At 69.6% G+C, this 22712-nt stretch carries 23 protein-coding genes; 11 read left to right on the forward strand and 12 right to left on the reverse strand.

What is annotated here, in order from left to right:
• The first annotated feature begins 72 nt into the window (after positions 1-72).
• On the forward strand, positions 73-618 hold the full coding sequence (locus tag AAFN88_RS06275) for a DUF924 family protein (RefSeq protein WP_347519109.1): 546 nt from the start codon (positions 73-75) through the stop codon (positions 616-618).
• Positions 619-669: 51 nt separating this feature from the next.
• On the opposite strand, the gene AAFN88_RS06280 is transcribed toward AAFN88_RS06275, so the two are convergent.
• Both AAFN88_RS06280 and AAFN88_RS06285 read right to left on the reverse strand, forming a co-directional pair.
• The gene (locus AAFN88_RS06280; RefSeq protein WP_347519110.1) at positions 670-1071 is read right to left on the reverse strand and encodes a cupin domain-containing protein; all 402 of its coding nucleotides are present in this window, start codon (positions 1069-1071) and stop codon (positions 670-672) included.
• A gap of 29 nt (positions 1072-1100) precedes the next feature.
• Positions 1101-1727 carry a pyridoxamine 5'-phosphate oxidase family protein gene (locus tag AAFN88_RS06285; RefSeq protein ID WP_347519111.1) on the reverse strand — a complete coding sequence of 209 codons (627 nt, stop codon included), beginning with the start codon at positions 1725-1727 and terminating at the stop codon, positions 1101-1103.
• 176 nt (positions 1728-1903) lie between these two features.
• On the opposite strand from AAFN88_RS06285, the gene AAFN88_RS06290 reads away from it, so the two are divergent.
• Positions 1904-2872, forward strand: a complete 969-nt coding sequence (locus tag AAFN88_RS06290) for an endonuclease/exonuclease/phosphatase family protein (protein WP_347519114.1) — start codon at positions 1904-1906, stop codon at positions 2870-2872.
• A gap of 95 nt (positions 2873-2967) precedes the next feature.
• Here AAFN88_RS06290 and AAFN88_RS06295 read toward each other — a convergent pair whose 3' ends face one another.
• Genes AAFN88_RS06295 through wrbA form a run of 3 tightly spaced genes read right to left on the reverse strand, consistent with a single transcriptional unit; the run spans position 2968 to position 5376 of the window.
• A complete protein-coding gene (locus tag AAFN88_RS06295; RefSeq protein WP_347519116.1) occupies positions 2968-3966 on the reverse strand; it encodes a glutathione S-transferase family protein in 999 nt (332 codons plus the stop codon).
• 37 nt (positions 3967-4003) lie between these two features.
• Positions 4004-4702 (reverse strand): pirin family protein, encoded by a 699-nt coding sequence (locus tag AAFN88_RS06300; protein WP_347519118.1) that lies wholly within the window; start codon positions 4700-4702, stop codon positions 4004-4006.
• 41 nt (positions 4703-4743) lie between these two features.
• The gene (gene wrbA, locus AAFN88_RS06305; RefSeq protein WP_347519120.1) at positions 4744-5376 is read right to left on the reverse strand and encodes an NAD(P)H:quinone oxidoreductase; all 633 of its coding nucleotides are present in this window, start codon (positions 5374-5376) and stop codon (positions 4744-4746) included.
• A 160-nt stretch (positions 5377-5536) separates the two neighbouring features.
• Between wrbA and AAFN88_RS06310 the strand changes: the two genes are divergently transcribed.
• Positions 5537-6496 (forward strand): LysR family transcriptional regulator, encoded by a 960-nt coding sequence (locus tag AAFN88_RS06310; protein WP_347519121.1) that lies wholly within the window; start codon positions 5537-5539, stop codon positions 6494-6496.
• A gap of 237 nt (positions 6497-6733) precedes the next feature.
• Positions 6734-7285: an N-acetyltransferase gene (locus AAFN88_RS06315; RefSeq protein ID WP_347519122.1), complete on the forward strand. Its 552-nt coding sequence runs from the start codon at positions 6734-6736 to the stop codon at positions 7283-7285.
• Positions 7286-7434: 149 nt separating this feature from the next.
• On the opposite strand, the gene AAFN88_RS06320 is transcribed toward AAFN88_RS06315, so the two are convergent.
• The 5 genes from AAFN88_RS06320 to AAFN88_RS06340 all read right to left on the reverse strand — a co-directional run bounded on the left by AAFN88_RS06320 (position 7435) and on the right by AAFN88_RS06340 (position 14847).
• Positions 7435-7890, reverse strand: coding sequence for a TspO/MBR family protein (locus tag AAFN88_RS06320; RefSeq protein WP_347519123.1), 456 nt, complete (start codon positions 7888-7890; stop codon positions 7435-7437).
• 68 nt (positions 7891-7958) lie between these two features.
• Positions 7959-10037, reverse strand: a complete 2079-nt coding sequence (locus AAFN88_RS06325; RefSeq protein ID WP_347519125.1) for a hypothetical protein — start codon at positions 10035-10037, stop codon at positions 7959-7961.
• Between the two features lie 31 nt (positions 10038-10068).
• On the reverse strand, positions 10069-12864 hold the full coding sequence (locus tag AAFN88_RS06330) for a DUF4159 domain-containing protein (protein ID WP_347519126.1): 2796 nt from the start codon (positions 12862-12864) through the stop codon (positions 10069-10071).
• The gene (locus tag AAFN88_RS06335; RefSeq protein ID WP_347519127.1) at positions 12858-13790 is read right to left on the reverse strand and encodes a DUF58 domain-containing protein; all 933 of its coding nucleotides are present in this window, start codon (positions 13788-13790) and stop codon (positions 12858-12860) included. Before AAFN88_RS06335 ends, AAFN88_RS06330 begins: the two co-directional genes overlap by 7 nt.
• A 40-nt stretch (positions 13791-13830) precedes the next feature.
• Positions 13831-14847 (reverse strand): MoxR family ATPase, encoded by a 1017-nt coding sequence (locus AAFN88_RS06340; protein ID WP_347519128.1) that lies wholly within the window; start codon positions 14845-14847, stop codon positions 13831-13833.
• A 32-nt stretch (positions 14848-14879) separates the two neighbouring features.
• Here AAFN88_RS06340 and AAFN88_RS06345 point away from each other — a divergent pair, with 32 nt between their 5' ends.
• The 4 genes from AAFN88_RS06345 to AAFN88_RS06360 all read left to right on the forward strand — a co-directional run bounded on the left by AAFN88_RS06345 (position 14880) and on the right by AAFN88_RS06360 (position 17987).
• Entirely contained in the window at positions 14880-15557 is a 678-nt protein-coding gene (locus AAFN88_RS06345; RefSeq protein ID WP_347519130.1) for a DUF1285 domain-containing protein, read from the forward strand.
• Positions 15558-15579: 22 nt separating this feature from the next.
• Positions 15580-16251 carry a CoA pyrophosphatase gene (locus AAFN88_RS06350; protein ID WP_347519131.1) on the forward strand — a complete coding sequence of 224 codons (672 nt, stop codon included), beginning with the start codon at positions 15580-15582 and terminating at the stop codon, positions 16249-16251.
• A gap of 10 nt (positions 16252-16261) precedes the next feature.
• Complete coding sequence (locus tag AAFN88_RS06355) at positions 16262-16540, forward strand: hypothetical protein (RefSeq protein WP_347519133.1); 279 nt, start codon at positions 16262-16264, stop codon at positions 16538-16540.
• Positions 16541-16646: 106 nt separating this feature from the next.
• Positions 16647-17987, forward strand: coding sequence for a CCA tRNA nucleotidyltransferase (locus AAFN88_RS06360; RefSeq protein ID WP_347519134.1), 1341 nt, complete (start codon positions 16647-16649; stop codon positions 17985-17987).
• A 270-nt stretch (positions 17988-18257) separates the two neighbouring features.
• Here AAFN88_RS06360 and hemF read toward each other — a convergent pair whose 3' ends face one another.
• Together hemF and AAFN88_RS06370 are read right to left on the reverse strand one after the other, a co-directional pair.
• A complete protein-coding gene (gene hemF, locus AAFN88_RS06365; protein WP_347519136.1) occupies positions 18258-19136 on the reverse strand; it encodes an oxygen-dependent coproporphyrinogen oxidase in 879 nt (292 codons plus the stop codon).
• A 7-nt stretch (positions 19137-19143) separates the two neighbouring features.
• Positions 19144-19656: a tRNA (cytidine(34)-2'-O)-methyltransferase gene (locus AAFN88_RS06370; RefSeq protein WP_347519138.1), complete on the reverse strand. Its 513-nt coding sequence runs from the start codon at positions 19654-19656 to the stop codon at positions 19144-19146.
• A 423-nt stretch (positions 19657-20079) separates the two neighbouring features.
• Here AAFN88_RS06370 and petA point away from each other — a divergent pair, with 423 nt between their 5' ends.
• Genes petA through AAFN88_RS06385 form a run of 3 tightly spaced genes read left to right on the forward strand, consistent with a single transcriptional unit; the run spans position 20080 to position 22660 of the window.
• A complete protein-coding gene (gene petA / locus AAFN88_RS06375; protein WP_347519140.1) occupies positions 20080-20628 on the forward strand; it encodes a ubiquinol-cytochrome c reductase iron-sulfur subunit in 549 nt (182 codons plus the stop codon).
• A gap of 14 nt (positions 20629-20642) precedes the next feature.
• Entirely contained in the window at positions 20643-21902 is a 1260-nt protein-coding gene (locus tag AAFN88_RS06380) for a cytochrome b/b6 (RefSeq protein ID WP_347519142.1), read from the forward strand.
• Positions 21902-22660: a cytochrome c1 gene (locus tag AAFN88_RS06385; protein WP_347519143.1), complete on the forward strand. Its 759-nt coding sequence runs from the start codon at positions 21902-21904 to the stop codon at positions 22658-22660. Before AAFN88_RS06380 ends, AAFN88_RS06385 begins: the two co-directional genes overlap by 1 nt.
• Positions 22661-22712 lie beyond the last annotated feature (52 nt).

Raw genomic sequence — 22712 nt, forward strand, 5'->3', positions numbered from 1 at the left:
GCGGAGCTGACCATGCGGCAGACGCGCGCTCGGGGACTCAGCCGATCGAGCCTGCGGTGCGAGAGGGGTTTTATGAGTGCGTTGGAAGAGGTCTTGGAGTTCTGGTTCGCTGAGAGCCGCAAGGCGCAGTGGTTCGCGGTCAGCGAGGCCTTCGACGGCGAATGCCGCCGCGTCCTGGGCCCCCATCTCCAGGCGGCGCTGGCCGGCCGCTACGAGGACTGGCGGCGGACGCCGCGCGGCTGCCTGGCGCTGGTGCTGCTGCTTGACCAGGCGCCGCGCAACCTCTACCGCGGCACGCCGAAGGCCTTCGCCTGCGACGCCGCGGCGCGGGCGGTCACCCGCCACGCCCTGAAGATGGACTTCGACCGGTCCTTGAGCGATGTCGAACGGGTCTTCCTCTACCTGCCGCTGGAACACAGCGAGGACCTGAAGGACCAGCAGGACTGCGTGCGCCTTATCGCGCGGCTGGAGGACGGCGGCGAGTTCCTCTCCTACGCCGAGCGCCACCGCGAGATCATCGCCCGCTTCGGGCGCTTTCCCCACCGCAACGGGATCCTGGGCCGCGAAAGCACGCAAGCGGAAATGGAGTTCCTGAAGGAGCCGAATTCGTCGTTTTAGCGCGCTCCTCTCGTCACCCTCGGGACAAGCCCGAGGGTGACGAGAGGAGTCTTAAGCCGGCTTCTCCACCTCTTCCGTGCCGAAGTCGGCGGGGGAGGTGATCTCGATCAGCTCCATATCGTCGGAATGGCGCAGCTCGCGGTGACGGATGCCCGCCGGCTGCAGCACGCAGGAGCCCTCTCGCAGCACCTGCTCGCCCTGGCCCTCGTATTCGAAGACCACCCAGCCGCGGGTGACGTAGACCATCTGGAAGTCGAGATCGTGCCGGTGCCAGGCCGCGGGGCTTTCCCTTCCCGGCACGGCGCGGATCACCTGGGCGCCGAAGTTGCCGGCGGTGGCGCCGGCGATCCCCAGGTCGCGGTACTCGAAGAAGGCGCGCAGGCCCTCGCCTTTGAAGGCGCCGCTGTCGGCGTGGGAGACACTGAAGGCCTGCCCCTTCCACATCTGGTTCATGCCGGCTCGCCTTTCTCCATGTTTGCGTGTCAGGGGACCAACCAGCTTGTTTGCAGTTGTCCGTCGCCGTTCCAGGCGAAGCTGGCGCGGCGGTGGCCGTAAGGTGTGAGGAACAGCCAGTCGATGTGGCGGACCTTGCAGGAGACGACGGCGAAGTTCAGCCGCCCGGCCTCGCTCTCCGCCGTGCTGGGGTCGCGGCTCTCCAACTCCGCCGGCAGGCCGGAGGTGGCCCAGGCCCAGGGCAGGCCGCGCGGGCCGGAAACCAGATAGTCCCGCCGCTGCCGCGGGCTGAGGCCGCGCCAGGCGGCTTCCGCGTCGGCGCCGCGGTGGTGGATGGCGGCCTCGGCCTGTATGCGGATCTGGGTGTCGTCGCTCATCGAGTTGAACAACAGGGCGACGCGCGGGTCGTGCTGGATCTCGCCGATCTTGCGGCTGCGCAGGTCGGTGTAGAAGGCCAGCTCGCGGGCCTCCGGGTCGACCTTGCGCAGCACCACGGTGCGTAGCGTGCAGCCGTGGCCGGCATGGCGGGTGGCCAGGGCGGTGGTATGGAAATCGTGCCGGGGTTCGGCGGCGCCGTCGGCCAGCAGATGCCAGCACTCGGACAGCACGGCGCCGAGTCGCGGCTCATCTTCCGAGTGCCAGATGTCCAAGTGCATGGGCGCCAAGAACGCTCCCCCATTCGGTCTGCCGTCGGCTGCCCAGTCTAGAACGGGCGCGGCGCGGCGCAAATCGTTTCCCGCCGCAGCCCTGTGGCCGGGCCTTGCGACAGGTCATTCGGCTCCGCGCGCGCATCGGGTAAGCTGCCGGAAAACCCAGGGCTGCGGAAGAGATCATGCGGATCGCCACCTTCAATCTGGAAAACCTCGATCTGGCGCAGGGCGGCGAGGCGGCCTTCGAGCGGCGGGCCGCGGTGCTGCGTCCGCAACTGCAGGCCTTGCGGGCCGACATCCTTTGTTTGCAGGAGGTCAATGGCCAGCACGTGGCCGGGCGGAAAGGGCGTGAGCTGACGGCCCTGACGCGCCTCCTGGCCGAGACGGCCTACGACACCTACGACCTGGCGGCCGCGCCGGCGGGCGGGGCGAATCACGGCGTCTCCGACGTCCACAACCTGGTGATCCTCAGCCGCCGCCCGGCGCACCGCAGCGAGGCCCTGCGCCACCGCCTGGTGCCGCCGCCCGCCTACCGCTCGGTGACCGCCGAACCGGAGGCGGCGCGGAACATGACCCTGGAGTGGGACCGCCCGCTGCTGCACTCGGTCTACGAGACCGACAGCGGCCGCACGCTGCACGTCATCAACCTGCACCTGCGCAGCCCGCTGGCCGCGCCCATCTCCGGCCAGAAGCTCTCGGCGCAGCGCTGGGCCTCGCTCGCCGGCTGGGCCGAGGGCTACTTCACCGCCACGCTGAAGCGCAGCGGCCAGGCGCTGGAAGCGCGCCTGCTGGTCGAGCGGATCTTCGATGCCGACCCGCAGGCGCTGATCGCGGTTTGCGGCGACCTCAACGCCGGGGAGGAGGAGACGCCCTCGCGCATCCTGCAGGCGACGCTGGAGGACAGCGGCAATCCGGACCTGGCCGGGCGCGTGCTGGAGGCTTTGGAACTGCGCCTGCCGGAGGCGCGGCGCTTTACGATCAATCACGGCGGCCACCGGCGCATGCTCGACCACATCCTCTGCTCCGCGGCCCTGGCCGCGGCCTGCCGCGGCGTCGAGGCCGACAACGAGACGCTGCCCGACGAAACGCTCATGGCCGAGGACGACCCGCGCTCCAACCACGCCCCGCTGGTGGCCGAGTTCGATATCTGAAACCCCGTCACCCAGCTTCGGCCAGGCTCGATCTCGCGATCTCGCCAAGCCTGCGCAGCCCTCTCCCACCAGGGGAGAGGGATTTCAGCGGGGAGCTACGCCGCCTTCAGCGCGTCGCGGCTGTGCGGCAGGGTGAAGTCGATGTCCGGGCCCTTGGGCACGATGCCGCTGGGGTTTAGCGCGCGGTGGCTGCCGTAGTAGTGCTGCTTGATGTGGAAGAGGTCGACGGTCTCGGCAACGCCGGGCATCTGGTAAAGCTCGCGGGTGTAGTCCCAGAGGTTGGGGTAGTCGACCAGGCGCTTCAGGTTGCACTTGAAGTGGCCGTGGTAGACCGCATCGAAGCGCAGCAGCGTGGTGAAGAGACGCCAGTCGGCCTCGGTCAGGCGTTCGCCGGCCAGGTAGCGCTGGCGCAGCAGGCGGTCTTCCAGGGCATCCAGCGTCTCGAAAAGCGCGTCGAAGGCTTCCTCGTAGGCTTCCTGTGAGGTGGCGAAGCCGGCCTTGTAGACGCCGTTGTTGACGGTGTCGTAGACGGTCTCGTTCACGGCGTCGATCTCGCCGCGCAGGTCTTCCGGATAGAAATCCAATGTCGAGCCGGTCAGGCCGTCGAAGGCGCTGTTGAACATGCGGATGATCTCCGCCGACTCGTTGCTGACGATGGTGCCGCGCTGCTTGTCCCACAGCAGCGGCACGGTGACGCGCCCGGTATAGTCGGGCTTGGCCTTCAGGTAGACCTCGTAGAGCTTGTCGGCGCCGTTCACGCTGTCGGGCAGGACGCCGCGGCCCTCGGCGAAGGTCCAGCCTTCTTCGCCCATGTGCCAGTTGACCACCGAGACCGGGACGATCTCCTCCAGCTTCTTCAGCTTACGGAAGATCAGCGTGCGGTGCGCCCAGGGGCAGGCGAGGGAGACGTAGAGGTGGTAGCGCCCGGCCTCGGCCTTGAAGCCCGGCTCGCCGCCCCCTTCGACATTGGGGCCCGCGCTGCCATCGGCGGTCACCCAGTTGCGGAAGGCGCTGCCCTGGCGCTGGAAGCGGCCGCCGGTCTTCTTGGTGTCGTACCACTTGTCGTGCCAGACGCCGTCGATCAGAAGTCCCATGAAAAATTCTCCTCTCCTCTCGTCTCGTGCTTTCGGCTCAGACGTCGGCGAGCAGGATCTCCGAATCCTCCTCGGCGGTGATGGTGACCTCCTCGACGCCTTCCAGTACCACGCCGGCGCGCGCCTCCACCGTCTCGCCGTTGACCTTCAGGCGGCCCGTGGCGGGCACCAGGTAGCCCTTGCGCCCCGGCTCCAGCCTGTGGGTCACGCTCTGCCCGGCCTTCAGGGTGGCGGCCAGGATGGCGGCGTCCTGGTAGATCGGCAGGGCGTTTTCTTCGTGGCCCCTGCGCCCGGAGGCGAGCGGCACCAGCGCGCCCTCGCGTCCGGCCTTGGGGAAGTTGCGGGTCTCCCAGCGCGGGGCGACGCCGTGCACCGCCGGCTCGATCCAGATCTGGAAGATCTGTGCCGGCTCGTCTTCCTTGTTGTACTCGGCGTGCATGATGCCGGTGCCCGCGGACATGACCTGCACGTCGCCGGCCTCGGTCCGCCCCACGTTGCCCAGGTGGTCCTGGTGGGTGATGGCGCCGCTGCGCACGTAGGTGATGATCTCCATGTCCCGGTGGCCGTGCAGGTCGAAGCCGGTGCCGGGGCGGATGGTGTCGTCGTTCCACACGCGCAAGGCGCCCACGCCCATGCGGTCCGGGTCGTGGTAGTAGGCGAAGCTGAAGTGGTAGCGCGCCGACAGCCAGTCGTTGTCGAAACGCCCGAGTTCCTCGAAGGGTGTGATGTCGATCATCGCGGGTCTCCTGCTTCGCCCACCGTCGGGCGGTCTCCAGATTAGGCGGGCACCCTCTCCGCCGCCACCAGCTTGGCGGCGACTTCGGCGACGTGCTGGCCCTGGAAGCGGGCGATCTCCAGCTCGTTGGCGCTGGGCTGGCGGCTGCCGTCGCCGCCGGCCAGGGTGGTCGCACCGTAGGGCGTGCCGCCGGTGATCTCGTCCATCTTGGTCAGGCCCTGGCAGGAGTAGGGTACGCCCACCACGACCATGCCGTGGTGGAACAGCGTGGTGTGGAAGGAGGTAATGGTGGTCTCCTGCCCGCCGTGCTGGGTGCCGGTGGAGGCGAAGACGCTGCCGACCTTGCCGATCAGGGCGCCCTTGGCCCAGAGGCCGCCGGTCTGGTCCAGGAAGTTGCGCATCTGCGAGGCCATGTTGCCGAAGCGCGTCGGCGTGCCGAAGACGATGGCGTCGTAGTCGGCCAGCTCCGCCGGGCTCGCCACGGGGGCGGCCTGGTCCAGCTTCACGCCGGCGTTCCTGGCGACCTCCTCGGGCATCAGCTCGGGCACGCGCTTCATGGTGACCTCGACGCCGTCGACGCTCTTGGCGCCCTTGGCGACGGCTTTGGCCATCGTCTCGATGTGGCCGTAGCTGCTGTAGTAGAGAACGAGAACCCTGGTTCTGCTTGGGGTCATGGCTGGATCTTCCTCACTCGGCTCGGGTCATGGCGGTTGGAAATTCGCGGCCCGTCGCGGGGATCCCCCGCCGCGGGGCCTCGCCTATGACCTAAGGTGTTCCCATGCAGATGTTAATGGGGTAGGAAGGAACATGATTGTTTCTTAGAGGAAACGATAGATGGTCCGCCTGGACGCCATGGAAATCTTCGCCGAGGTGGTCGAGGCCGAGGGCTTCTCCGCCGCGGCCCGCAGTCTGGGGGTCAGCAAGTCCGCCGTTTCCAAGCAGGTCGCCCGCCTGGAGGACGGCCTGGGCGTGCGCCTCCTGAACCGCACCACCCGGCGGCTCTCGCTCACCGAGGCGGGGGCCACTTTCTACGAGGCCTGCCGGCGGGTGCTGGACGAGGCCGAGGCTGCGGAGCGGGCAGTGAGCAACCTCTCCGCCGCGCCGCGCGGCCTCTTGAAGCTGAACGCGCCCATGTCCTTCGGCTTCCTGCACCTGGCCCGCGCCATCCCCGAGTTCCATGCCCGCTTCCCTCAGATCACCATCGACATGGCGATGAACGACCGCTTCGTCGACCTGGTGGAGGAGGGCTACGACCTGGCGCTGCGCATCGGCCAGTTGCGCGACTCCAGCCTGGTCGCCCGCCGCGTGGCGCCGTCCCACGCGGTGATCTGCGCCAGCCCCGGCTACCTGGCGCGCCGCGGCCGCCCCGAAAAGCCGGAAGACCTGCGCGGCCACGACTGCCTGCTCTACACCCACATGGCTCAGCCGCGGGACTGGTTGCTGCACGGGCCCGGTGGATCCCAGGGCGGTCTGCAGAAGGTGAAGGTCGATGGCCCGCTGCTGGCCAACAACGGCGATGCGCTCTGCGGGGCGGCCCTCGGCGGCCTCGGCATCGCCCGCCTGCCGACCTTCATCGTCGGCGATTACCTGCGCGACGGCAGCCTGGAGGCGCTGCTGCCGGGCTTTCCGCTGCCCGAACAGGGCATCCACGCGGTCTATCCGCACAGCCGCAACCTCTCGGTCAAGGTGCGGGTCTTCATCGATTTCCTGGCCGACTACTTCGGCCCGGAACCCTATTGGGACCAAGGGCTTGAGGCCCTGGTGGCGCCGCCGGCGGGCATCCGGGGCGGCTGAGCGCAGGCGCGCGGGGACGGGCAAAGGAGGCTATCCCCTTGGGGCGAGTTGTGTTATTCACCTCGGGTTAATGAACCGGCTGGTAAAGAGATTCCATGATCGACCTCTTCCAGAGCCCGCAGGCCCGCCTGCGACCCCAGTTGCGACGACGACGCTGACCCCCGCGCCCTCCGCGCGCCCTTCGGCCTGCCGTCAATTCGTGCCGCACCCAAGAGCGGCCCTTCTGGAAGCAAGATCATGACCTTCACCATCGTGCCCGAGCGGGCCGACGACGCCGCCCTCATCACTCCCCTGCTGGACCGCACCTTCGGTTTCGATCGCACCCGCAAGACCGTCTACCGGCTGCGCGAGGGCGCCGACCCGGTGGCCGCGCTCTGCTTCTCCGCCGTCGCAGGGGACGGCGGCCTGCTCGGCTCGATCCGCTACTGGCCCATCGCCATCGCCGGCACCCCGGCGATCCTGCTCGGCCCCCTGGCGGTGGAGCCGGCGCTGCAGGGCCAGGGCATCGGCAAGGCGCTGGTGCGCCACAGCCTGGATGCAGCCGAAAAGGCCGGGCACCGCATCTGCGTGGTGGTGGGCGATCCCGGCTACTACCGCCCCTTCGGCTTCATCTCCGCCTCGGCGCAGGGGCTTTCCCTGCCGGGCCCGGTGGAGCCGGAACGCTTCCAGGTGAAGGCGCTGCGGGACGGCGCCCTGGAGAAGGTCTACGGCGTCATCGGCCGCGGCCAGGCGCCCGAAGCCGAGGTGAAGCCCGCACGCCGGAGGCGGGTTCGCCGCTCCGTCGCGTAAGAAATCTCCGGGATAGACCCAGCGCTCACCCTTCGAGACGCCGCCTCCCGGCGGCCCTCAGGGTGAGGCGGCAATTAGGCTCGCCTCATGCTGAGGAGCCCGCGCGAGCGGGCGCCTCGAAGCATGGGACGCTGCTTCAAACCCTGGTGTCACGCGTTCATCTTCCAGATCGCGAAGTTCAGCGCGCCCGCATAGCCGAGCCACAGCAGATAGGGCAGGAACAGCCAGCCGGCGGCGCGGTTGACGCGGGTGAAGGCGACGGTGGTGAGGATCACCGCCAGTACCAGGGCGCCCAGGCAGATCAGCCCCAGGAAGGGGCTGCGCTGGCCGAAGAAGCTGAAGGACCACAGCACGTTGATCACCAGTTGGCCGAAGAAGAGGGTCATCGGCAGGCGCAACTCGCCGCGCTCGGCGGTCTTCCACACCAGCCAGGCGGCGATGCCCATGGTCACGTAGAGGATCGACCAGGCGACCGGAAAGACCACGTCCGGCGGCGTCCAGAAGGGCTTGGCGAGACCGCGGTACCAGCCTTCCAGGGCCGGCTCGGTCAAGGCCGCGCCCAGCCGCCCGGCGGCCAGGCAGATCACCACGAAGACGAGCAGCATGATCGGGCTCTTCAGCGGAGCCCTTTGCGTCTGGCGATGCATGTTGATCGGATTCGGCCCCCCGGCGCCTAATGCCCTTCCCTCTGCCAAGCTAATACCGCAGCGGCGAGGCTGAGGCAAAGCACCAGAAGGGCCGGGAGCACCGGGATCTGCAGCACGCCGGTCACCACATAGCCGCCGCCGCGCTTCAGGCCGATCCAGCCGCGGCCGTGACGGTCGCGGTCGGCGGCGACCTTGCGCAGGGCCGGCAGCTCGTCGCCGGCCAGCCGCCAGACGGTGCCGCCGCTCTCCTCGGCCAGGGGGTCGACCAGGGCGCCGCTGGAGCGCGGATCGCGCAGTTCCAGGGGGTTCAGCGGCCCGGCGGCGGCCAGGGTGGTCAGCCGCCCGTCGGTGATGTGGTAGAGCCCGTTCTGCTCGGCGGACAGGGCGGCCGAGCTGAGTCCGGCGCCGTCGGGCGCGAGGGTGAGGATCCGGGTCTCGCCGGAGGGCAGGGTGACCGTCACCGGCGGCTGCTCGATGGACAGCGAGCGGCGGACGATCTGAAGCTGGCCGCCGCGCACCTGGGCGCGCAGGTCCTCCTCCTCCAGGTCCGGCTCCTTCATCAGCCAGTGGGAGATGCGGCGCAGGAGCTCGGCCTGGGGGCCGCCGCCCTCGAAGCCGCGCGACCACAGCCACATGTGGTCGCTCATCATCTGCGCCACACGGCCCTCGCCGAAGCGGTCGAGGATCAGCAGCGGGCTGTTCTGGATGCCCTGCATGAGGATGTCGCCGCGGATCGTGTCGCCTTCGATCTGACGGAACCAGCGGCCCCAGGTCGGGGCTTCGCCCGCGCCTCCACTGCCGTCCAACCCGGCGGTCACCGGGTGGCGGCTGCCCAGGTCGGTGACCTGCGGATGGAAGCCGGCTTCATAGATCTGCCCGGTGGGCTCGGCCGGCAGCACCCGGCCCAGCGGCGTGCGGAAGAGCGACAGCGGCGTGGCGAAGGTCGGGCCGACGGCCTCCAGCAGAGCGCCGCCGTTCTCCACGTAGTTGGCCACGTTCTCCAGGTAGATGGAGGGCAGCACCCCGCGCCGCCGGTAGCGGTCGAAGATGATCAGGTCGAACTCGTCGAGCTTCACCTCGAAGAGCTCGCGGGTCGGAAAGGCGATGAGCGACAGCTCGCGGATCGGCGTGCCGTCCTGTTTTTCCGGCGGCCGCAGGATGGTGAAGTGTACCAGGTCGACCGAAGGGTCGGACTTCAGGATGTTGCGCCAGGCGCGCTCGCCGGCATGCGGTTCGCCGGAGACCAGCAGCACCCGCAGGCGGTCGCGCACGCCGTTGACCACCACGGCGGCGCGGTTGTTGGCCAGGGTCAGTTCCTGCGGGCCGCGCGCGACCTCGATTTCCAGCACTGCCGGGCCGCGGTGGTCGAGCTCGAAGGTCATCTGCTCCTCGACCCCGATGCGCGCGTCGATGCCCTGGGTCGCGGTGCCGTCCTGGCGCAGCACCACGCGGGCGCTGCCGGCGGTCCCGCCGCCGGGCAGGTCGTCGACGCGCAGGCTGAGGGTCAGTTGGTCGCCGACGATGCCGAAGCTGGGGGCCTTGGTGATGGTCAGGCGGCGGTCGCCCTCGTCGGGCCGCCCGGTGAGCAGCAGGTGGACCGGCGCCTCGATGCCCAGGCTCTCCACCGACTCCGGCAGGTCGTGGATCTGGCCGTCGCTGACCAGGATGACGGCGGAGACGCGCTGGCGCGGCACCTTGGCCAGGGCCTGGCGCAGCGGGGCGAAGAGGCGCGTACCCTCGGCGTCGCGCGCGCCGGCGGCGTCTCCGGCGCGGATCAGGCGAACTTCCGTATCCTCCAGGGCGCCGATCTGGGTCAGCAGGTGGCTGACCGCCCGCTCGGTCTGGCTGCCGCGGTTCTCGATGTCCTGGCTGGCGCTCTCGTCGGCGACGATGAAGACCACGTCGCTCAAGGGGTCGCGCTGCTCTTCGACGATGGAGGGGTTGCCCAGCGCCAGCAGCAGCACCGCGAAGGCGCCCAGGCGCCACAGCGCGCCGCGCGCCCGGCGCCACAGGGCCAGGGCGACCAGCAGCGCCGCGGCGAAGCCCAGCCCGCCGATCAGCCACAGCGGCAGCATCGGGGCCCACTGGACGGACAGCGCGCTCATGGAGCCGCCTCGTGCCTTGGCGGGCGCCGCGTCATTGTCCCAGCCGTTCCAAGATGAAGGGGATGTGGACCTGATCGGCCTTGTAGTTGCCGGTCAGGGCGTACATCACCAGGTTGATACCGAAGCGGTAGGCCATTTCGCGCTGCCGCGGGCCGCCGGGCACCACCGCGTTCAGCGGACGGCCCAGTTCGTTCACCGCCCAGGCGCCCGCCCAGTCGTTGGAGCCGATGAGGATGGAGGCGACGCCGTCGTTGACGTTCTCGCCCGGCGCCTCCAGCCACAGGGTGCCGCCGACGAAGCGGCCGGGAAAGTCCTCCATCAGGTAGAAGGCCTTGCGCAGCACGTGGTCGACCGGCACCGGCTCCAGCGGCGGTATGGCGATGCCCTGGGTCAGGCGCCGCAGGTGCTGGGTGCCCTGGCTGCCGCCGCCGAAGATTTGCGCGCCGGCGCTGGATTCGCGCAGGTCGAAAAGGATGGTGCCGCCATGGTCCAGGAAGAAGTTCACCTGATCTATGGCGGCCTGGCTGGGCGCCGGCTGGGAGGCCGTCACCGGCCAGTAGACCAGCGGGAAGAAAGCCATGTCGTCGCGCCCCAGCACGATGCCCAGCGGCGGGCCGGCCTCCACCGATGTGCGGCGCTCCAGCACCCGCGTCAGGCCCATCAGTCCGGCGCGGCTGATCTCGTCGACCGCGGGGTCGCCGGTTTCGACATAGGCCAGCCGGGTCATCAGCGTCGCTTCCAGGGTGCGCCCGTCGTCGCGCGCCTGCGCCAGGGCGGGCGCCGCCGGGGCGAGGCCCGCCGCGCCGAGACCCAGGCCCAGCAGCAGGGCGCCGGTGGCGCTGGCCGCGGCGACGCCGCCGCCGGGGCGCAGCAGCCCGCGCAGCGCCAGGGAGATCAGCAGATCGAGCAGGGCGAGGAAGAGGGCGGCGGCCAGCAGCCAGGGCTTCAAGTCCTGTTCCGGGCTGTCCTGGTACAGGGCGGTGGTGACCCCCGCGGGCAGGCCGCGCAGCGGCGTCAACTCGCCGACGAAGCGGCTGAGGTTGTGGGCCTGGCGCAGGCTGTCGTTGCCGTAGTAACCGGGCGGATGGCGCGGCCCCAGGGGGCTTTCCCGGCCCCCGCCGGCCTCGCCTCCGGTCTCTAGGGCCAGCACCGTGGCCGGCGGCGCGCCGAGGCTGCCGAAACCGTCCATGACCTCGATCGGCGGCAGGGCGGCGCCGCCGGAGCCGCCCTCGACGCCCTGGCTGATCGCCATGACCCGGCGCAGCATCTCGACGAAGAGGCCGGAGATCGGCAGGTTCGACCAGTCGGTGTTGGCGGTGGTGTGGAACAGCACCAGCCAGCCCTCGCCGCGCCGGTCGGCGGTGACCAGGGGTGTGCCGTCGCTGAGCCGCGCCCAGGTCTTCTCGCCCAGGTCCAAGGACGGCTCGGCCAACACCTGGCGGCGGATGACGACGTCGTCGGGCAGGGCCAGGTCGGCGAAGGGGCTGTCCGCGGCGAAGGGGGCGAGGCGCGCCGGGGTGTCCCAGGTCAAGGCGCCGCCCAGGATCCGGTCGCCGCCGCGCAGGCGCACCGGCAGCAGGTCGTCGCCCCCTCCTGCCGCGGCTCCGCCGGCGGGCGGCTGGGCGACGCTGTGCGGCCCGGCGAAGCGCAGCAGCAGGCCGCCGCGGCTCACCCAGTCGGCGATCCGCCCGCGCTCGTCGGGGCTGAGGGTGATGCTGTCGGGCAGCGCCAGCACCGCGAGCTGGCGCTGCAGCAGGTCCTCGACGCTGCCCTTGCGCAGCTCCGTAAAGGGCTCCAGGGCGCTTTGCAGGTAGTAGGTTTCGCTCAGCAGAGGCTGCGCCTCCTGCTCGCCGCCGATGGAGACCAAGCCGACCGGGCGGCGCCGCCAGCGCTCGTCCAGCAGCACCGTGGCGCCGGCGGTGGTCTCGCCCTCGATGGAGAGCAGGGCGATGCGGTTGCGCATCTCGGTCGGCAGATCCAGCAGCGCGCGGGCTTCGGTCTCGCCGGGCTCGAAGAGCAGCGGCGCGCGGGTGATGATGCGTCCGTCGCCGCCGATGGCCAGGACCGCGGCCTGGCTGGCGCCTTGGCCGTCGGCGCGCAGGGCGCGGGCCACCAGATCGACGCCCTCGGTGTCGGGGGCGAGGGCGAGATGAGCCAGGCCGGCACTCTCCTCGCGCAGCACGTGCAGGCGCCCGAGACGCTGCAGGGCGGCGGCGAAGCCGGCGCTGCCCGGGGCGTCCAGGCCGTCGGACAGCCAGACCACGTGGGCCGTGCCGTCGATCCGAAGGTCTTCCACCGCGGCTTGGGCGGCTTCGCGGTCGACCGGCCAGGGCTTCGGCTTCAGGCCTTGCAGCAGGCGCCGCGCCTCGGCCGCCGGCAGCAGGCCGCTGGTCTCCGGCGGCGTGTCCTGGGTGCCCGGAGCGGTGGTGAGCAGGATCACCGGGCGGTCCTCGCGCTCGGCCTGGGCCAGCAGGTTGGCGGCGGCGATCTGGCGCGCCGGCCAGAAGCGCGCCGAGGCCCAGCCGTCGTCGATGACCAGCATCATCGGGCCGCTGCCGGAGAGCTGCGCCGCCGGATTGAGCAGCGGCTGGGCGAGGCCGAGAATGATCAGGGCGACGATGAACAGCCGCAGCAGCAGCAGCCACCAGGGCGTGCGTGCCGGAGTCTCCTCGGGCACCTTGAGGCCGGCCAGCAGGCGCACTGCGGGGAAGGTCAGGCGCCGGGGCGCCGGCGGCGTCAGCCGCAGCAGCAGCCACAGCAGCGGCAGCCCCGCCAGGGCCAGCAGCAGCCAGGGCTGCGCGAAGGCGAGGAGCCCGAAGTTCAGCATGGCACCGCCTGGGAGAGCGTGGTGTAGAGGCGCAGCAGCGCCGCCTGCGGCGGCTGGTCGCTGCGATGGAAGTCGCAGCCCCAGCCCAGCGCCCGGCAGATGTCGCGCAGGCCTTCACGCTGGGCGTTGAGGCGGCGGGCGTAGTCGCCGCGCACGGCCTCCACCTTCGACACCAGCCAGGGGGGTTCGTGCTCCAGGCCGTCGAAGCGCACGCGTCCGTCGTAAGGCAGGCTCTCCTCGGCCGGGTCGAGCACTTGCAACAGCGCGCCGCGCAAGCCGGCCTCTCCGTAGTAGCGCAGCGCCTTGTCGATCTCTTCCAAAGGCGCCAGGAAGTCGCTGATGAAGACCACCTGGGCGCTGCGCGGCAGGGGCAGCGCGGGTGGCAGGTTGTCGCTCGCCGGCGCTTCCTCCGGGCCTTCCGAACCCGCCCGCGCACCGCCCGCTTCGGTCGTCGCCGCGGCGTTCTCGATCAGGGTGGCGATCTTGGTAAGGGTGGCGCGGCTGGCCGAGGGTCTGAGCCCGGAACCCAGCAGGGCGATGTGCTCGCCGCCGCGCATCAGCAGCACCGAGAGGGCCAGGGTCAGCAGGTCGGCGCGCTGGCGCTTGCTCTGGTGGTTGCGGTCGGAGGTCCAAGACATGGAGGGCGAGGCGTCGCGCCAGATCCATACCGACTGGGCGGCTTCCCACTCCATCTCGCGCACGAAGACCATGTCGGATTTGGCGGACTGTCGCCAGTCGATCGACTGCGGCCGGTCGCCCAGGTCGTAGTGCCGGTACTGCCAGAAGGTTTCGCCCTGTCCCACCCGGCGCCGGCCGTGGACGCCCTGGGCCACGCTGGCGGCGACCCGTTCCGCCGCCACCAGTAGCGGCGGCAGGGTGGCGGCCAGTTGCTCGGCGCGATGCCGCAGCGGGAGGGTGTTCGTCATAGGCGGCTTGGAGTCTCCGTCGCCGTTCGATCTTACGCGGTCAAGCGTAGGGGGCGGTCAGGTGGGCGATGATGTGATCCAGGGTCACGCCATCGGCGCGCGCCGCAAAGCTCAGCGCCATGCGATGCTTCAGCACCGGCCGCGCCAAGTGGATCACGTCGTCGACGGAGGGCGCGAGGCGGCCGTCCATCAGGGCCCTGGCGCGCACCGCCAGCATCAATGCCTGGCTGGCGCGTGGCCCCGGGCCCCAGGACACCTGGCTGCGCACTTCCTCCAACTCGCTGACCTCGGGGCGGCCGTTGCGCACGATGGCGAGGATGGTCTCGACCACGCTTTCGCCGACCGGCACGCGGCGCACCAGATGCTGCGCGGCCATCAGTTCCTCCGGCGTCATCACCGCCTTGGCCCGGCTTTCGTGGGCGCCGGTCGTCTCGATCAGCATCTGCCGCTCGGCCTCCAGTTCCGGATAGCCGACGTCGACCTCCAGCAGGAAGCGGTCGAGCTGCGCTTCGGGCAGGGGATAGGTGCCCTCCTGCTCCAGCGGGTTCTGCGTCGCCAGCACGTGGAAGGGCGTCGGCAGGTCGTGCGGGTGGCCGGAAACGGTGACGCGGCGTTCCTGCATGGCCTGCAGCAGCGCCGACTGCGTGCGCGGGCTGGCGCGGTTGATTTCGTCGGCCATGAGAAGCTGGCAGAACACCGGGCCGGGAATGAAGCGGAAGGACCGCCGTCCGGTCTCGCTCTCCTCCAGCACTTCCGAGCCGAGGATGTCGGCGGGCATGAGGTCGGGCGTACACTGGACACGCTTGTCCTCCAGCCCGAAGACGGTGCCCAGGGTCTCCACCAGCCGGGTCTTGGCCAGCCCCGGCACGCCGATCAGCAGTGCATGGCCGCCGGCCAGCAGCGTGATCAGCGTTTGATCGATCACCTCCTGTTGGCCGAAAATCACCTGGCCGATAGACTGCCGCACGAGGCCGAGCTTATGGCCCAGATCTTCGATCTGGCCGGCCAGCTTGGCGTCGTCGATGTCTTCGGTGGGTAGCGTGGGCGTCGTCGTCACGGGGCACTGTCTCCCAGCGGTTACAGGGGGCCGTGGTCATCTTGCCGGATGCCGGCAGGGACCGATCACTGGGCCCCCATGGCTGGGGGGACCCCGGCAAAAGCGCGGCCGGGCCTTTGCCCGGCGGCGAATCGCAACCAAAATCACGTACGCTGAACCTAAAGATAAGGCTTTCCATGCCCGCTGACCAGTCGCCAGGACAGACAGAAATCCCGCCGGCCGGCGATTTCGACATTCGTATTGCCCGGGACGGCACCTGGTATCACGAGGGCGCGCCGATCCGCCGCAAATCCCTGGTGAAGCTCTTTGCCTCGGTTTTGTGGCGAGACGATGACGGCGGCTTCTGGCTGCGCACACCGGTCGAAAAAGGCCGTATCGAGGTGGAGGCCGCGCCCTTTACCGCGGTTGAACTTTCCGTGAAGGGCGAGGGCCGCGGCCAGGTCCTGGCCTTCCGTACCAACCTGGACGACTGGGTGGAAGCCGGCCCGGCGCACCCTCTACGGGTGGTTGAGGACCCTGACAGCGGCGCGCCGGCACCCTATATCCTGGTGCGCGACCGGCTGGAGGCGCTGATCTTGCGTCCGGTGTACTATGAACTGGCGGGATTGGCGGTGGAGTCGCCGCGGGACGGAGACGAAGCGGCAAAGGAGGCCAATTGTCTGGGTGTATGGAGCAAGGGCGTGTTCTTCCCGCTGGGCGCGGCGGCATGAGCAGGGCCGCGGCGTGAGCGGGATGTGGCAATCCGATGATCTGGTGGCGCGGCTGTCGCGCCTGCCGGCGCCGGGCACCCGGGTCGCGCCCAGCGGACCGGCCTCGGCGGAAGAGGATATGCGCCAGGCGATGCCGCGCGGCGACCACGACCTCAACCCCGGCCTCTACGATCCCGACGCGCCGCTGCGCGAAGCGGCGGTTCTGGTGCCTATCATCCGGCGTCCCGGCGAGCTGACGGTGCTGCTGACCCGGCGCGCGAAGCATCTGCCCGATCATCCGGGGCAGATCAGTTTTCCCGGCGGTGGCGTCGATCCCGAAGATGCCGACGCCGAGGCGGCAGCCCTGCGCGAAGCGCGGGAGGAAGTCGGTCTGCCGCCCGACCGCGTGACCGTGGTGGGACGGCTCGACACCTATCTGGTGCGCACCGGCTTCCGGGTGGTGCCGGTGGTCGGCCTGCTGCAGCCGCCTTTCGAGCTGCAGCCCGAGCAGGGCGAGGTGGACGAGATCTTCGAGGTGCCGCTCGCCTTCTTTCTGGATCCCGCCAACCGGGAACTGCACAGCCGCATGTTCCGTGGCGCGGAGCGCTTCTTCTATGCCTATCCTTTCGGCGACTATTACATCTGGGGCGCCACCGCGGGTATGCTGTCGAACCTCTCCGAGGTGCTGCTGCAGCCGGACCTGCTGCGGTCTTGAAGGGAGTTCCATGCTGCGCGTTCTGTTGATGGTGTTGCTGCCGCTGATCCTTCCCTTCGTGGTCTATGCGGCCTGGGTGTGGCTTGTGCAGCACAAGGTAAAGGGCGGGGAGCTGATCCTGGACTGGCGGGAGTCGCCCTGGCCCTGGATGCTGGCCGCGGGGCTGGCCGGCGCGCTGGGCGGCCTGTTCTATCTCTATCTCACCACCGGATATCCCGCCGGAACCGAACTGGTGCCGCCGGCGCTGGTCGACGGCGTCGTGGTGCCAAGCCACCCGGCGGGGCAATAGCCGGGCGGAGGCCCGGCGGAGGCGCAGCGGTTGCGCTGCAGGGCGCGGCCCGGCAGGCTGCCCTCCCAGGAGATCGGACCAAGATCGAATCGGACCAGAGGACTCCATGACTGCAGGCAGCACAGCGCAACGGCTCGAGCCGCAGCCCTGGATGACCGCGCCGGAAACCCAGGCGGTGGTCGAGGCGCTGACCGCCGAGGGAAGCGAGGTGCGCTTCGTCGGCGGCTGCGTGCGCGACGCCCTGGCCGGGCGCCCGGTGAAGGACGTCGACCTGGCGACGCCGGACCGCCCGGAAAAGGTCATGGAGCTGCTGCGGGCCGCCGGCATCAAGGCGGTCCCGACGGGGCTGGACCACGGCACGGTGACCGCGGTGAGCGGCCACCATCCCTTCGAGATCACCACCCTGCGCATGGACCTGGAGACCGACGGGCGGCGCGCCGTCGTCGCCTTCACCGACGACTGGCTGGCCGACGCGGCGCGCCGCGACCTGACCTTCAACGCCATGTCCTGCAGTCCCGACGGTCGGCTCTTCGATCCCTTCGGCGGATTGGCCGACCTGGCGGCCGGGCGGGTCCACTTCGTCGGCGACCCGCGCGACCGCATCGAGGAAGACTATCTGCGCCTGCTGCGCTTCTTCCGATTCCAGGCCTACTACGGGCGGCTGCCGCCGGACGCGGCGACCCTGGCGGTGGCGCGCGAGCTGGCGCCCAAGCTGAGCGGCCTCTCGGGCGAGCGGGTGCGCAGCGAGATCCTGCGCCTGCTAGGCGCCCCCGACCCCTTGCCGGTGCTGGAGCTGATGCTGGCCGAGCGTATCCTGGAGCCGATCCTGCCGGAGATCGCGGGCACCGCGGTGCTGCGCCGGCTCATGGACCTCGATCTGCCCCATCCCGGGCAGTGGGGACGCGAGGACGCGGTGCTGCGTCTGGCGACGCTGCTGCGCCCCGGCGCCGCGGTCGCCCGCGCCGTGGCCCAGCGCCTGCGCCTCTCCAACGCCGAGACCGCGGAGCTGGAGCTGCTGGGCGCGCCGGAGAAGACCCTGGGCGAGGCGGCGGCGGTGCTGTGCCGCGGCCGCGACGACCCGGCGGTGCGCCACGCACTCTCCGCCGCGCTCTACCGCGCCGGCGCGGACCGCTTTCGCGTCGCCTTGGTGATGGCCTATCTGCGGCTGGCCGCGGGCGAAGAGGCGGCCAGGCCGGCGGCGAAGGCCGGGCTCGAGGCGGGGCTAGCGGCGGCCGCGGCCTGGCTGCCGCGCAGGTTTCCGTTGTCCGGCGGCGATGTGCTGAAGCTCGGCTACAGCGCCGGGCCCGACGTCGGCGCCCTGCTGCGCGCCGTGGAGGAATGGTGGATCGGCGAGGACTTCCTGCCCGACCGCGCCGCCTGCCTGCTACAGCTCAAGGAGCTGGCCGACCGCATCTCCCCCGAACCGCCCAAGGCGCCGGGAACCTGAAATAAGCAGACTTTCCGCCTGACGAGGCGCCCGCAATGGGGTCAACGTGTTTCCTGCGGTTGCCGGGCACGCACGGCCGCAGCCACAACACCAACGGTCATCCTCGCACTTGTTGCGAGGATCCATGGGAGAGGCCAGCGCACGGCGGGGCCATGGACCCTCGGGACAAGCCCGAGGGTGACAGGCGGAGGCAATTGAGTCGCTGGTGCGATGCTCGCTGGCATAGTGAGGTCAGGGCAACGGTCCGATCCGGCTCAGAACAGTCTGGCATCACGGCCAGGCGGCCTCGGGCGGCAGGCTCATGAGAATGGCCTCGACATTGCCGCCGGTCTGCAGGCCGAACTTGGTGCCGCGGTCGTAGAGCAGGTTGAACTCGGCGTAGCGGCCGCGGCGGAACAGTTGATGGCGGCGCTGCTCCTCGCTCCAGGGCTCGGCCATGTGACGGCGCACGAGCTGCGGGTAGATCTCCAGGAAGGCGCGGCCGACGTCCTGGGTGAAGGCGAAGTCGTCCTCCCAGTCGCCGCTGTCCAGGTAGTCGTAGAAGATGCCGCCCACGCCGCGCGCCTCGCCGCGGTGGGGAATGAAGAAGTATTCGTCGCACCACTTCTTGAACTTCGGATAGTAGTCCGGGTCGTGGCTGTCGCAGGCGGCCTTGAAGGCGGCGTGGAAGTCCGCGGTGTCTTCTTCGACCGGGTACATGGGATTGAGATCGCCGCCGCCGCCGAACCAGGACTTGGTGGTGACGATGTGGCGGGTGTTCATGTGCACCGCCGGCACCAGGGGCGAGCGCAGGTGCGCGACCAGCGAGATGCCGCTGGCCCAGAAGCGCGGATCTTCCTCGGCGCCGGGGATCTGCTTGGCGAAGTCGGGCGAGAAGGTCCCGTGGACCGTGGAGACGTTGACGCCGACCTTCTCGAAGACCCGGCCGCGCATGATCGACATGACGCCGCCGCCGCCTTCCGGTCTGTCCCAGGCCTTGCGCTCGAAGCGGCCCGGCGGCACCTCGGCGAAGCGCTCGGCGTTGGCGCCGCCCAACTTGTCCTCCAGGGCCTCGAAGGCGGCGCAGATCCGGTCGCGCAGTTCCTCGAACCAAGCCCGGGCCCGGGCCTTGCGGTCTTCGACGGTTTCGGGGGCTACGGCGTCGGTCATCGTCGGATCACTCTACATCTGTCTCTGTGGGGCCCTGCGGGCCCTCGGGAAAAGCCGAGGTCTGGCGCAGGGCCTCGCCCAGGACCATGGCGGCGGCCTGGGCCACGTTCAAGGAGCGGCAGCCGGCTTGCACCGGTATGACGAGGCGGGCATCCGCCGCCGCGTGCACCTCTTCGGGCACGCCCGCCGATTCGCGCCCCAGCAGCAGGATGTCGCCGGACGCGTAGGCGAAGTGGGTGTAGGGCCGATCGCCCCCGGTGGTCAACAGCAGCAGGCGGCCGCCGGCGGCGCCGGCCTCCTTGCCCGCGGCCTGCCGAGTGGCCTGGAAAGCGGTCCAGGAGCGATGCCGCCGCAGGCTGGCCTGGCTGTGATAGTCCAGTCCGGCGCGCTTCAGCCGCTTGTCGTCCAGCAGAAAACCGCAAGGCTCGATGATATCCAGCCCGACGCCCAGGCAGGCGGTGAGGCGGATCAGGGCGCCGCAGTTTTGCGGGATGTCGGGCTGATAAAGAGCCAGGCGCATGGTGGGGTAGAATGCTCAGTTTGACCGCTTCGGCAATGACTATCCGCTGTCATGTTCGGTTGTATCGGCGGATCGGCTTTTCGACCGTACCAGCCGGCTGCCGCACAGGGAGCGCCGCGGTGCGGCCGGCGCGCACGGCGAGGCCTCCAGCGGTATCACACTGCCCTTGTTCCCGGCAGCGGCTAGCGTGCGATTCGTATCGTCGGTGCTGGTGCGAAGGAGCTTTGCGTTCCAAGGAAATTTCCTCTATATCCAGCCCCACAAAGGGGCATTCGGGCCTCGGCTGCGGCAGCTTGTCGCACCCCCGGGGCTTTGTCGCGCACTAGGGTCTGGATCATGCCGCCGGGGCGCAAGCCTCGGAAGCATTTGGTCGGGGCCCTGTGCCGCAGGGCTCCAATTGAGGGATCGTAGGGGAAAAGACGCATGGCAGATACCGCCACACCTGCGCAGGCCGGAACCGGCGAGACGCGGCGCGATTTCTTGTACCTGGCCGCGGGGGCCATGGGCGCAGTGGGAGCCGCGAGCGTGGCCTGGCCGCTGATTGACACGATGAACCCGTCGGCCGAGGTTCTGGCGCTGGCGTCGACCGAGGTCGACATCTCGCCCATCGAGGTGGGCCAGCGCATCACGGTGACCTGGCGCGGCAATCCGGTGTTCATCGACCACCGCACGGCCGATCAGATTCAGGCCGCGGAGTCCGTGTCTCTGGACGATCTGCCCGACCCGCAGGCCGACGACGCGCGCGTGGAGAAGCCCGAATGGCTGGTGGTCATCGGCGTCTGCACCCATCTGGGCTGCGTGCCGCTGGGCCAGAAGCCGGGCCAGAGCCGCGGCGAGTTCGGCGGCTGGTTCTGCCCCTGCCACGGCTCCCACTACGACACCTCCGGGCGCATCCGCAAGGGCCCGGCTCCGCTCAACCTGCCTGTGCCTCCCTACGAGTTCACCGGCGACACGACCATCGTGATCGGCTAAGGGGAGTTCGGAGAATGAGCGAATTTCAGACCAACAGCCGCGTGATCAAGTGGATCGAGCACCGCATGCCGGTGTTCTCCTTCATCGATCATTCCGTCGGCTCCGGCTATCCGGCGCCCAAGAACCTCAGCTACCTGTGGAACTTCGGCTCCCTGGCGGGCCTCACGCTGGTGATCATGATCGTCACCGGCATCGTGCTGGCCATGCAGTACACCGCTCACGTCGATCTCGCCTTCGATCAGGTCGAGCGCATCATGCGCGACGTGAACTACGGCTGGCTGATCCGTTACATCCACATGAACGGCGCCTCCTTCTTCTTCATCGTCGTCTACATTCACATCTTCCGCGGGCTCTACTACGGCTCCTACAAGGCGCCGCGCGAGCTGCTGTGGATGCTGGGCGTGGTGATCCTGCTGCTGATGATGGCGACCGCCTTCATGGGCTACGTGCTGCCCTGGGGCCAGATGAGCTTCTGGGGCGCCAAGGTGATCACCAACCTGTTCTCCGCCGTGCCGTTCTTCGGCGAGGGCATCGTCACCTGGCTGTGGGGCGGCTTCACCGTCGACAACCCGACGCTGAACCGCTTCTTCGCCCTGCATTACCTGCTGCCCTTCGTTATCGTGGCCGTGGTGGTGCTGCACATCTGGGCGCTGCACCAGTTCGGCTCCAACAATCCGCTGGGCATCGACCCCAAGGGACCGCAGGACAAGATCCCCTTCCACCCCTACTACACGGCCAAGGACGCCTTCGGCCTGGGGGTCTTCCTGATCCTCTTCGCCGCGGTGGTCTTCTACGCACCGAACTACATGGGCCATCCGGACAACTACATTCCGGCCGACCCCTTGGCGACGCCGGCGCACATCGTGCCCGAATGGTACTTCCTGCCGTTCTACGCGATCCTGCGCTCGATCCCGGACAAGCTGCTGGGCGTCATCGCCATGTTCGGGTCGATCCTGGTGCTCTTCATCCTGCCGTGGCTCGACCGTTCGCCGGTCAAGAGCGGCAAGTTCCGCCCGATCTTCCGGCTGTTCTTCGTGCTGCTGCTGGTCGATGCCGTGGTGTTGGGCATCGTCGGCGCCAAGCCGCCCGAGGGCGTATGGCTGATCGTCGGCCGTATCGCCACGGCCTGGTATTTCCTTCACTTCCTCATCATCCTGCCGCTGCTCGGCGTCTTCGAACGGCCCAGGCCGCTGCCGACCTCGATCAGCGAGCCCGTCCTGCAAGGCGGCGGCTCTATCGCCGGGGCCACAACCCAGCCGATGGAGAAGGCCTGATGCGCAAGGGATTGATTTTCGGATTTGCGGCCCTTGCCGCCATCGCCACCGTGTCCTCCGGCGCCCGCGCGGCCGGGGAAGGCCCGGCCCTGCCGCAGATGGAATGGAGCTTCGACGGGCCCTTCGGCACCTTCGACCGCCCTGCGATGCAGCGCGGCCTTCAGGTCTACCGCGAGGTCTGCTCGGCCTGCCACAGCCTGAAGTACGTGGCGTTCCGCAACCTCTCCGACCTCGGCTACGACGAGGACGAGATCAAGGCCATCGCCGCCGAGTATACGGTCGTCGACGGCCCCAATGACGAAGGCGAGATGTTCGAACGGGAAGGCCGGCCTTCGGACTACTTCCCCTCGCCCTTCCCCAACGACAAGGCTGCCGCGGCCTCCAACGGCGGTGCCGCGCCGCCGGACCTCTCGCTCATGGCCAAGGCGCGCATGGGCGGGCCGACCTACCTCTACGCGCTGATGACCGGCTATGAGGAACCGCCGGCGGACTTCCCGGGGGACAACTACAATCTCTACTTCCCGGGCCACCAGATCGCCATGGCCGCGCCGCTTTTCGAAGACGGCGTCAGCTATGCCGACGGCACCCCGGCGACGGTGGAGCAGATGGCCAAGGACGTCTCCCACTTCCTCATGTGGACGGCCGAGCCGAAGCTGGAGGACCGCAAGGGCATGGGCATCAAGGTGCTGATCTTCCTGGTGGTCTTCACCGGCGTGCTCTACGCCGCCAAGCGCAAGGTCTGGGCCGACGTCCACTAGGACGCCTGCCCGGCGCCGCAGATCGAGGGAAAGGCCGCCTCTTCGGGCGGCC

The sequence above is a fragment of the Pelagibius sp. CAU 1746 genome, assembly GCF_039839785.1.
Lineage (GTDB): Bacteria > Pseudomonadota > Alphaproteobacteria > Kiloniellales > Kiloniellaceae > Pelagibius.

Excerpts from the sequence above, each read along its gene's own strand:
- AAFN88_RS06275 (WP_347519109.1), top strand. The coding sequence starts at position 73 with ATGAGTGCGTTGGAAGAGGTCTTGGAGTTCTGGTTCGCTGAGAGCCGC.
- AAFN88_RS06280 (WP_347519110.1), bottom strand. The coding sequence starts at position 1,071 with ATGAACCAGATGTGGAAGGGGCAGGCCTTCAGTGTCTCCCACGCCGAC.
- AAFN88_RS06285 (WP_347519111.1), bottom strand. The coding sequence starts at position 1,727 with ATGCACTTGGACATCTGGCACTCGGAAGATGAGCCGCGACTCGGCGCC.
- AAFN88_RS06290 (WP_347519114.1), top strand. The coding sequence starts at position 1,904 with ATGCGGATCGCCACCTTCAATCTGGAAAACCTCGATCTGGCGCAGGGC.
- AAFN88_RS06295 (WP_347519116.1), bottom strand. The coding sequence starts at position 3,966 with ATGGGACTTCTGATCGACGGCGTCTGGCACGACAAGTGGTACGACACC.
- AAFN88_RS06300 (WP_347519118.1), bottom strand. The coding sequence starts at position 4,702 with ATGATCGACATCACACCCTTCGAGGAACTCGGGCGTTTCGACAACGAC.
- wrbA (WP_347519120.1), bottom strand. The coding sequence starts at position 5,376 with ATGACCCCAAGCAGAACCAGGGTTCTCGTTCTCTACTACAGCAGCTAC.
- AAFN88_RS06310 (WP_347519121.1), top strand. The coding sequence starts at position 5,537 with ATGGTCCGCCTGGACGCCATGGAAATCTTCGCCGAGGTGGTCGAGGCC.
- AAFN88_RS06315 (WP_347519122.1), top strand. The coding sequence starts at position 6,734 with ATGACCTTCACCATCGTGCCCGAGCGGGCCGACGACGCCGCCCTCATC.
- AAFN88_RS06320 (WP_347519123.1), bottom strand. The coding sequence starts at position 7,890 with ATGCTGCTCGTCTTCGTGGTGATCTGCCTGGCCGCCGGGCGGCTGGGC.
- AAFN88_RS06325 (WP_347519125.1), bottom strand. The coding sequence starts at position 10,037 with ATGAGCGCGCTGTCCGTCCAGTGGGCCCCGATGCTGCCGCTGTGGCTG.
- AAFN88_RS06330 (WP_347519126.1), bottom strand. The coding sequence starts at position 12,864 with ATGCTGAACTTCGGGCTCCTCGCCTTCGCGCAGCCCTGGCTGCTGCTG.
- AAFN88_RS06335 (WP_347519127.1), bottom strand. The coding sequence starts at position 13,790 with ATGACGAACACCCTCCCGCTGCGGCATCGCGCCGAGCAACTGGCCGCC.
- AAFN88_RS06350 (WP_347519131.1), top strand. The coding sequence starts at position 15,580 with ATGTGGCAATCCGATGATCTGGTGGCGCGGCTGTCGCGCCTGCCGGCG.
- AAFN88_RS06355 (WP_347519133.1), top strand. The coding sequence starts at position 16,262 with ATGCTGCGCGTTCTGTTGATGGTGTTGCTGCCGCTGATCCTTCCCTTC.
- AAFN88_RS06360 (WP_347519134.1), top strand. The coding sequence starts at position 16,647 with ATGACTGCAGGCAGCACAGCGCAACGGCTCGAGCCGCAGCCCTGGATG.
- hemF (WP_347519136.1), bottom strand. The coding sequence starts at position 19,136 with ATGACCGACGCCGTAGCCCCCGAAACCGTCGAAGACCGCAAGGCCCGG.
- AAFN88_RS06370 (WP_347519138.1), bottom strand. The coding sequence starts at position 19,656 with ATGCGCCTGGCTCTTTATCAGCCCGACATCCCGCAAAACTGCGGCGCC.
- petA (WP_347519140.1), top strand. The coding sequence starts at position 20,080 with ATGGCAGATACCGCCACACCTGCGCAGGCCGGAACCGGCGAGACGCGG.
- AAFN88_RS06380 (WP_347519142.1), top strand. The coding sequence starts at position 20,643 with ATGAGCGAATTTCAGACCAACAGCCGCGTGATCAAGTGGATCGAGCAC.
- AAFN88_RS06385 (WP_347519143.1), top strand. The coding sequence starts at position 21,902 with ATGCGCAAGGGATTGATTTTCGGATTTGCGGCCCTTGCCGCCATCGCC.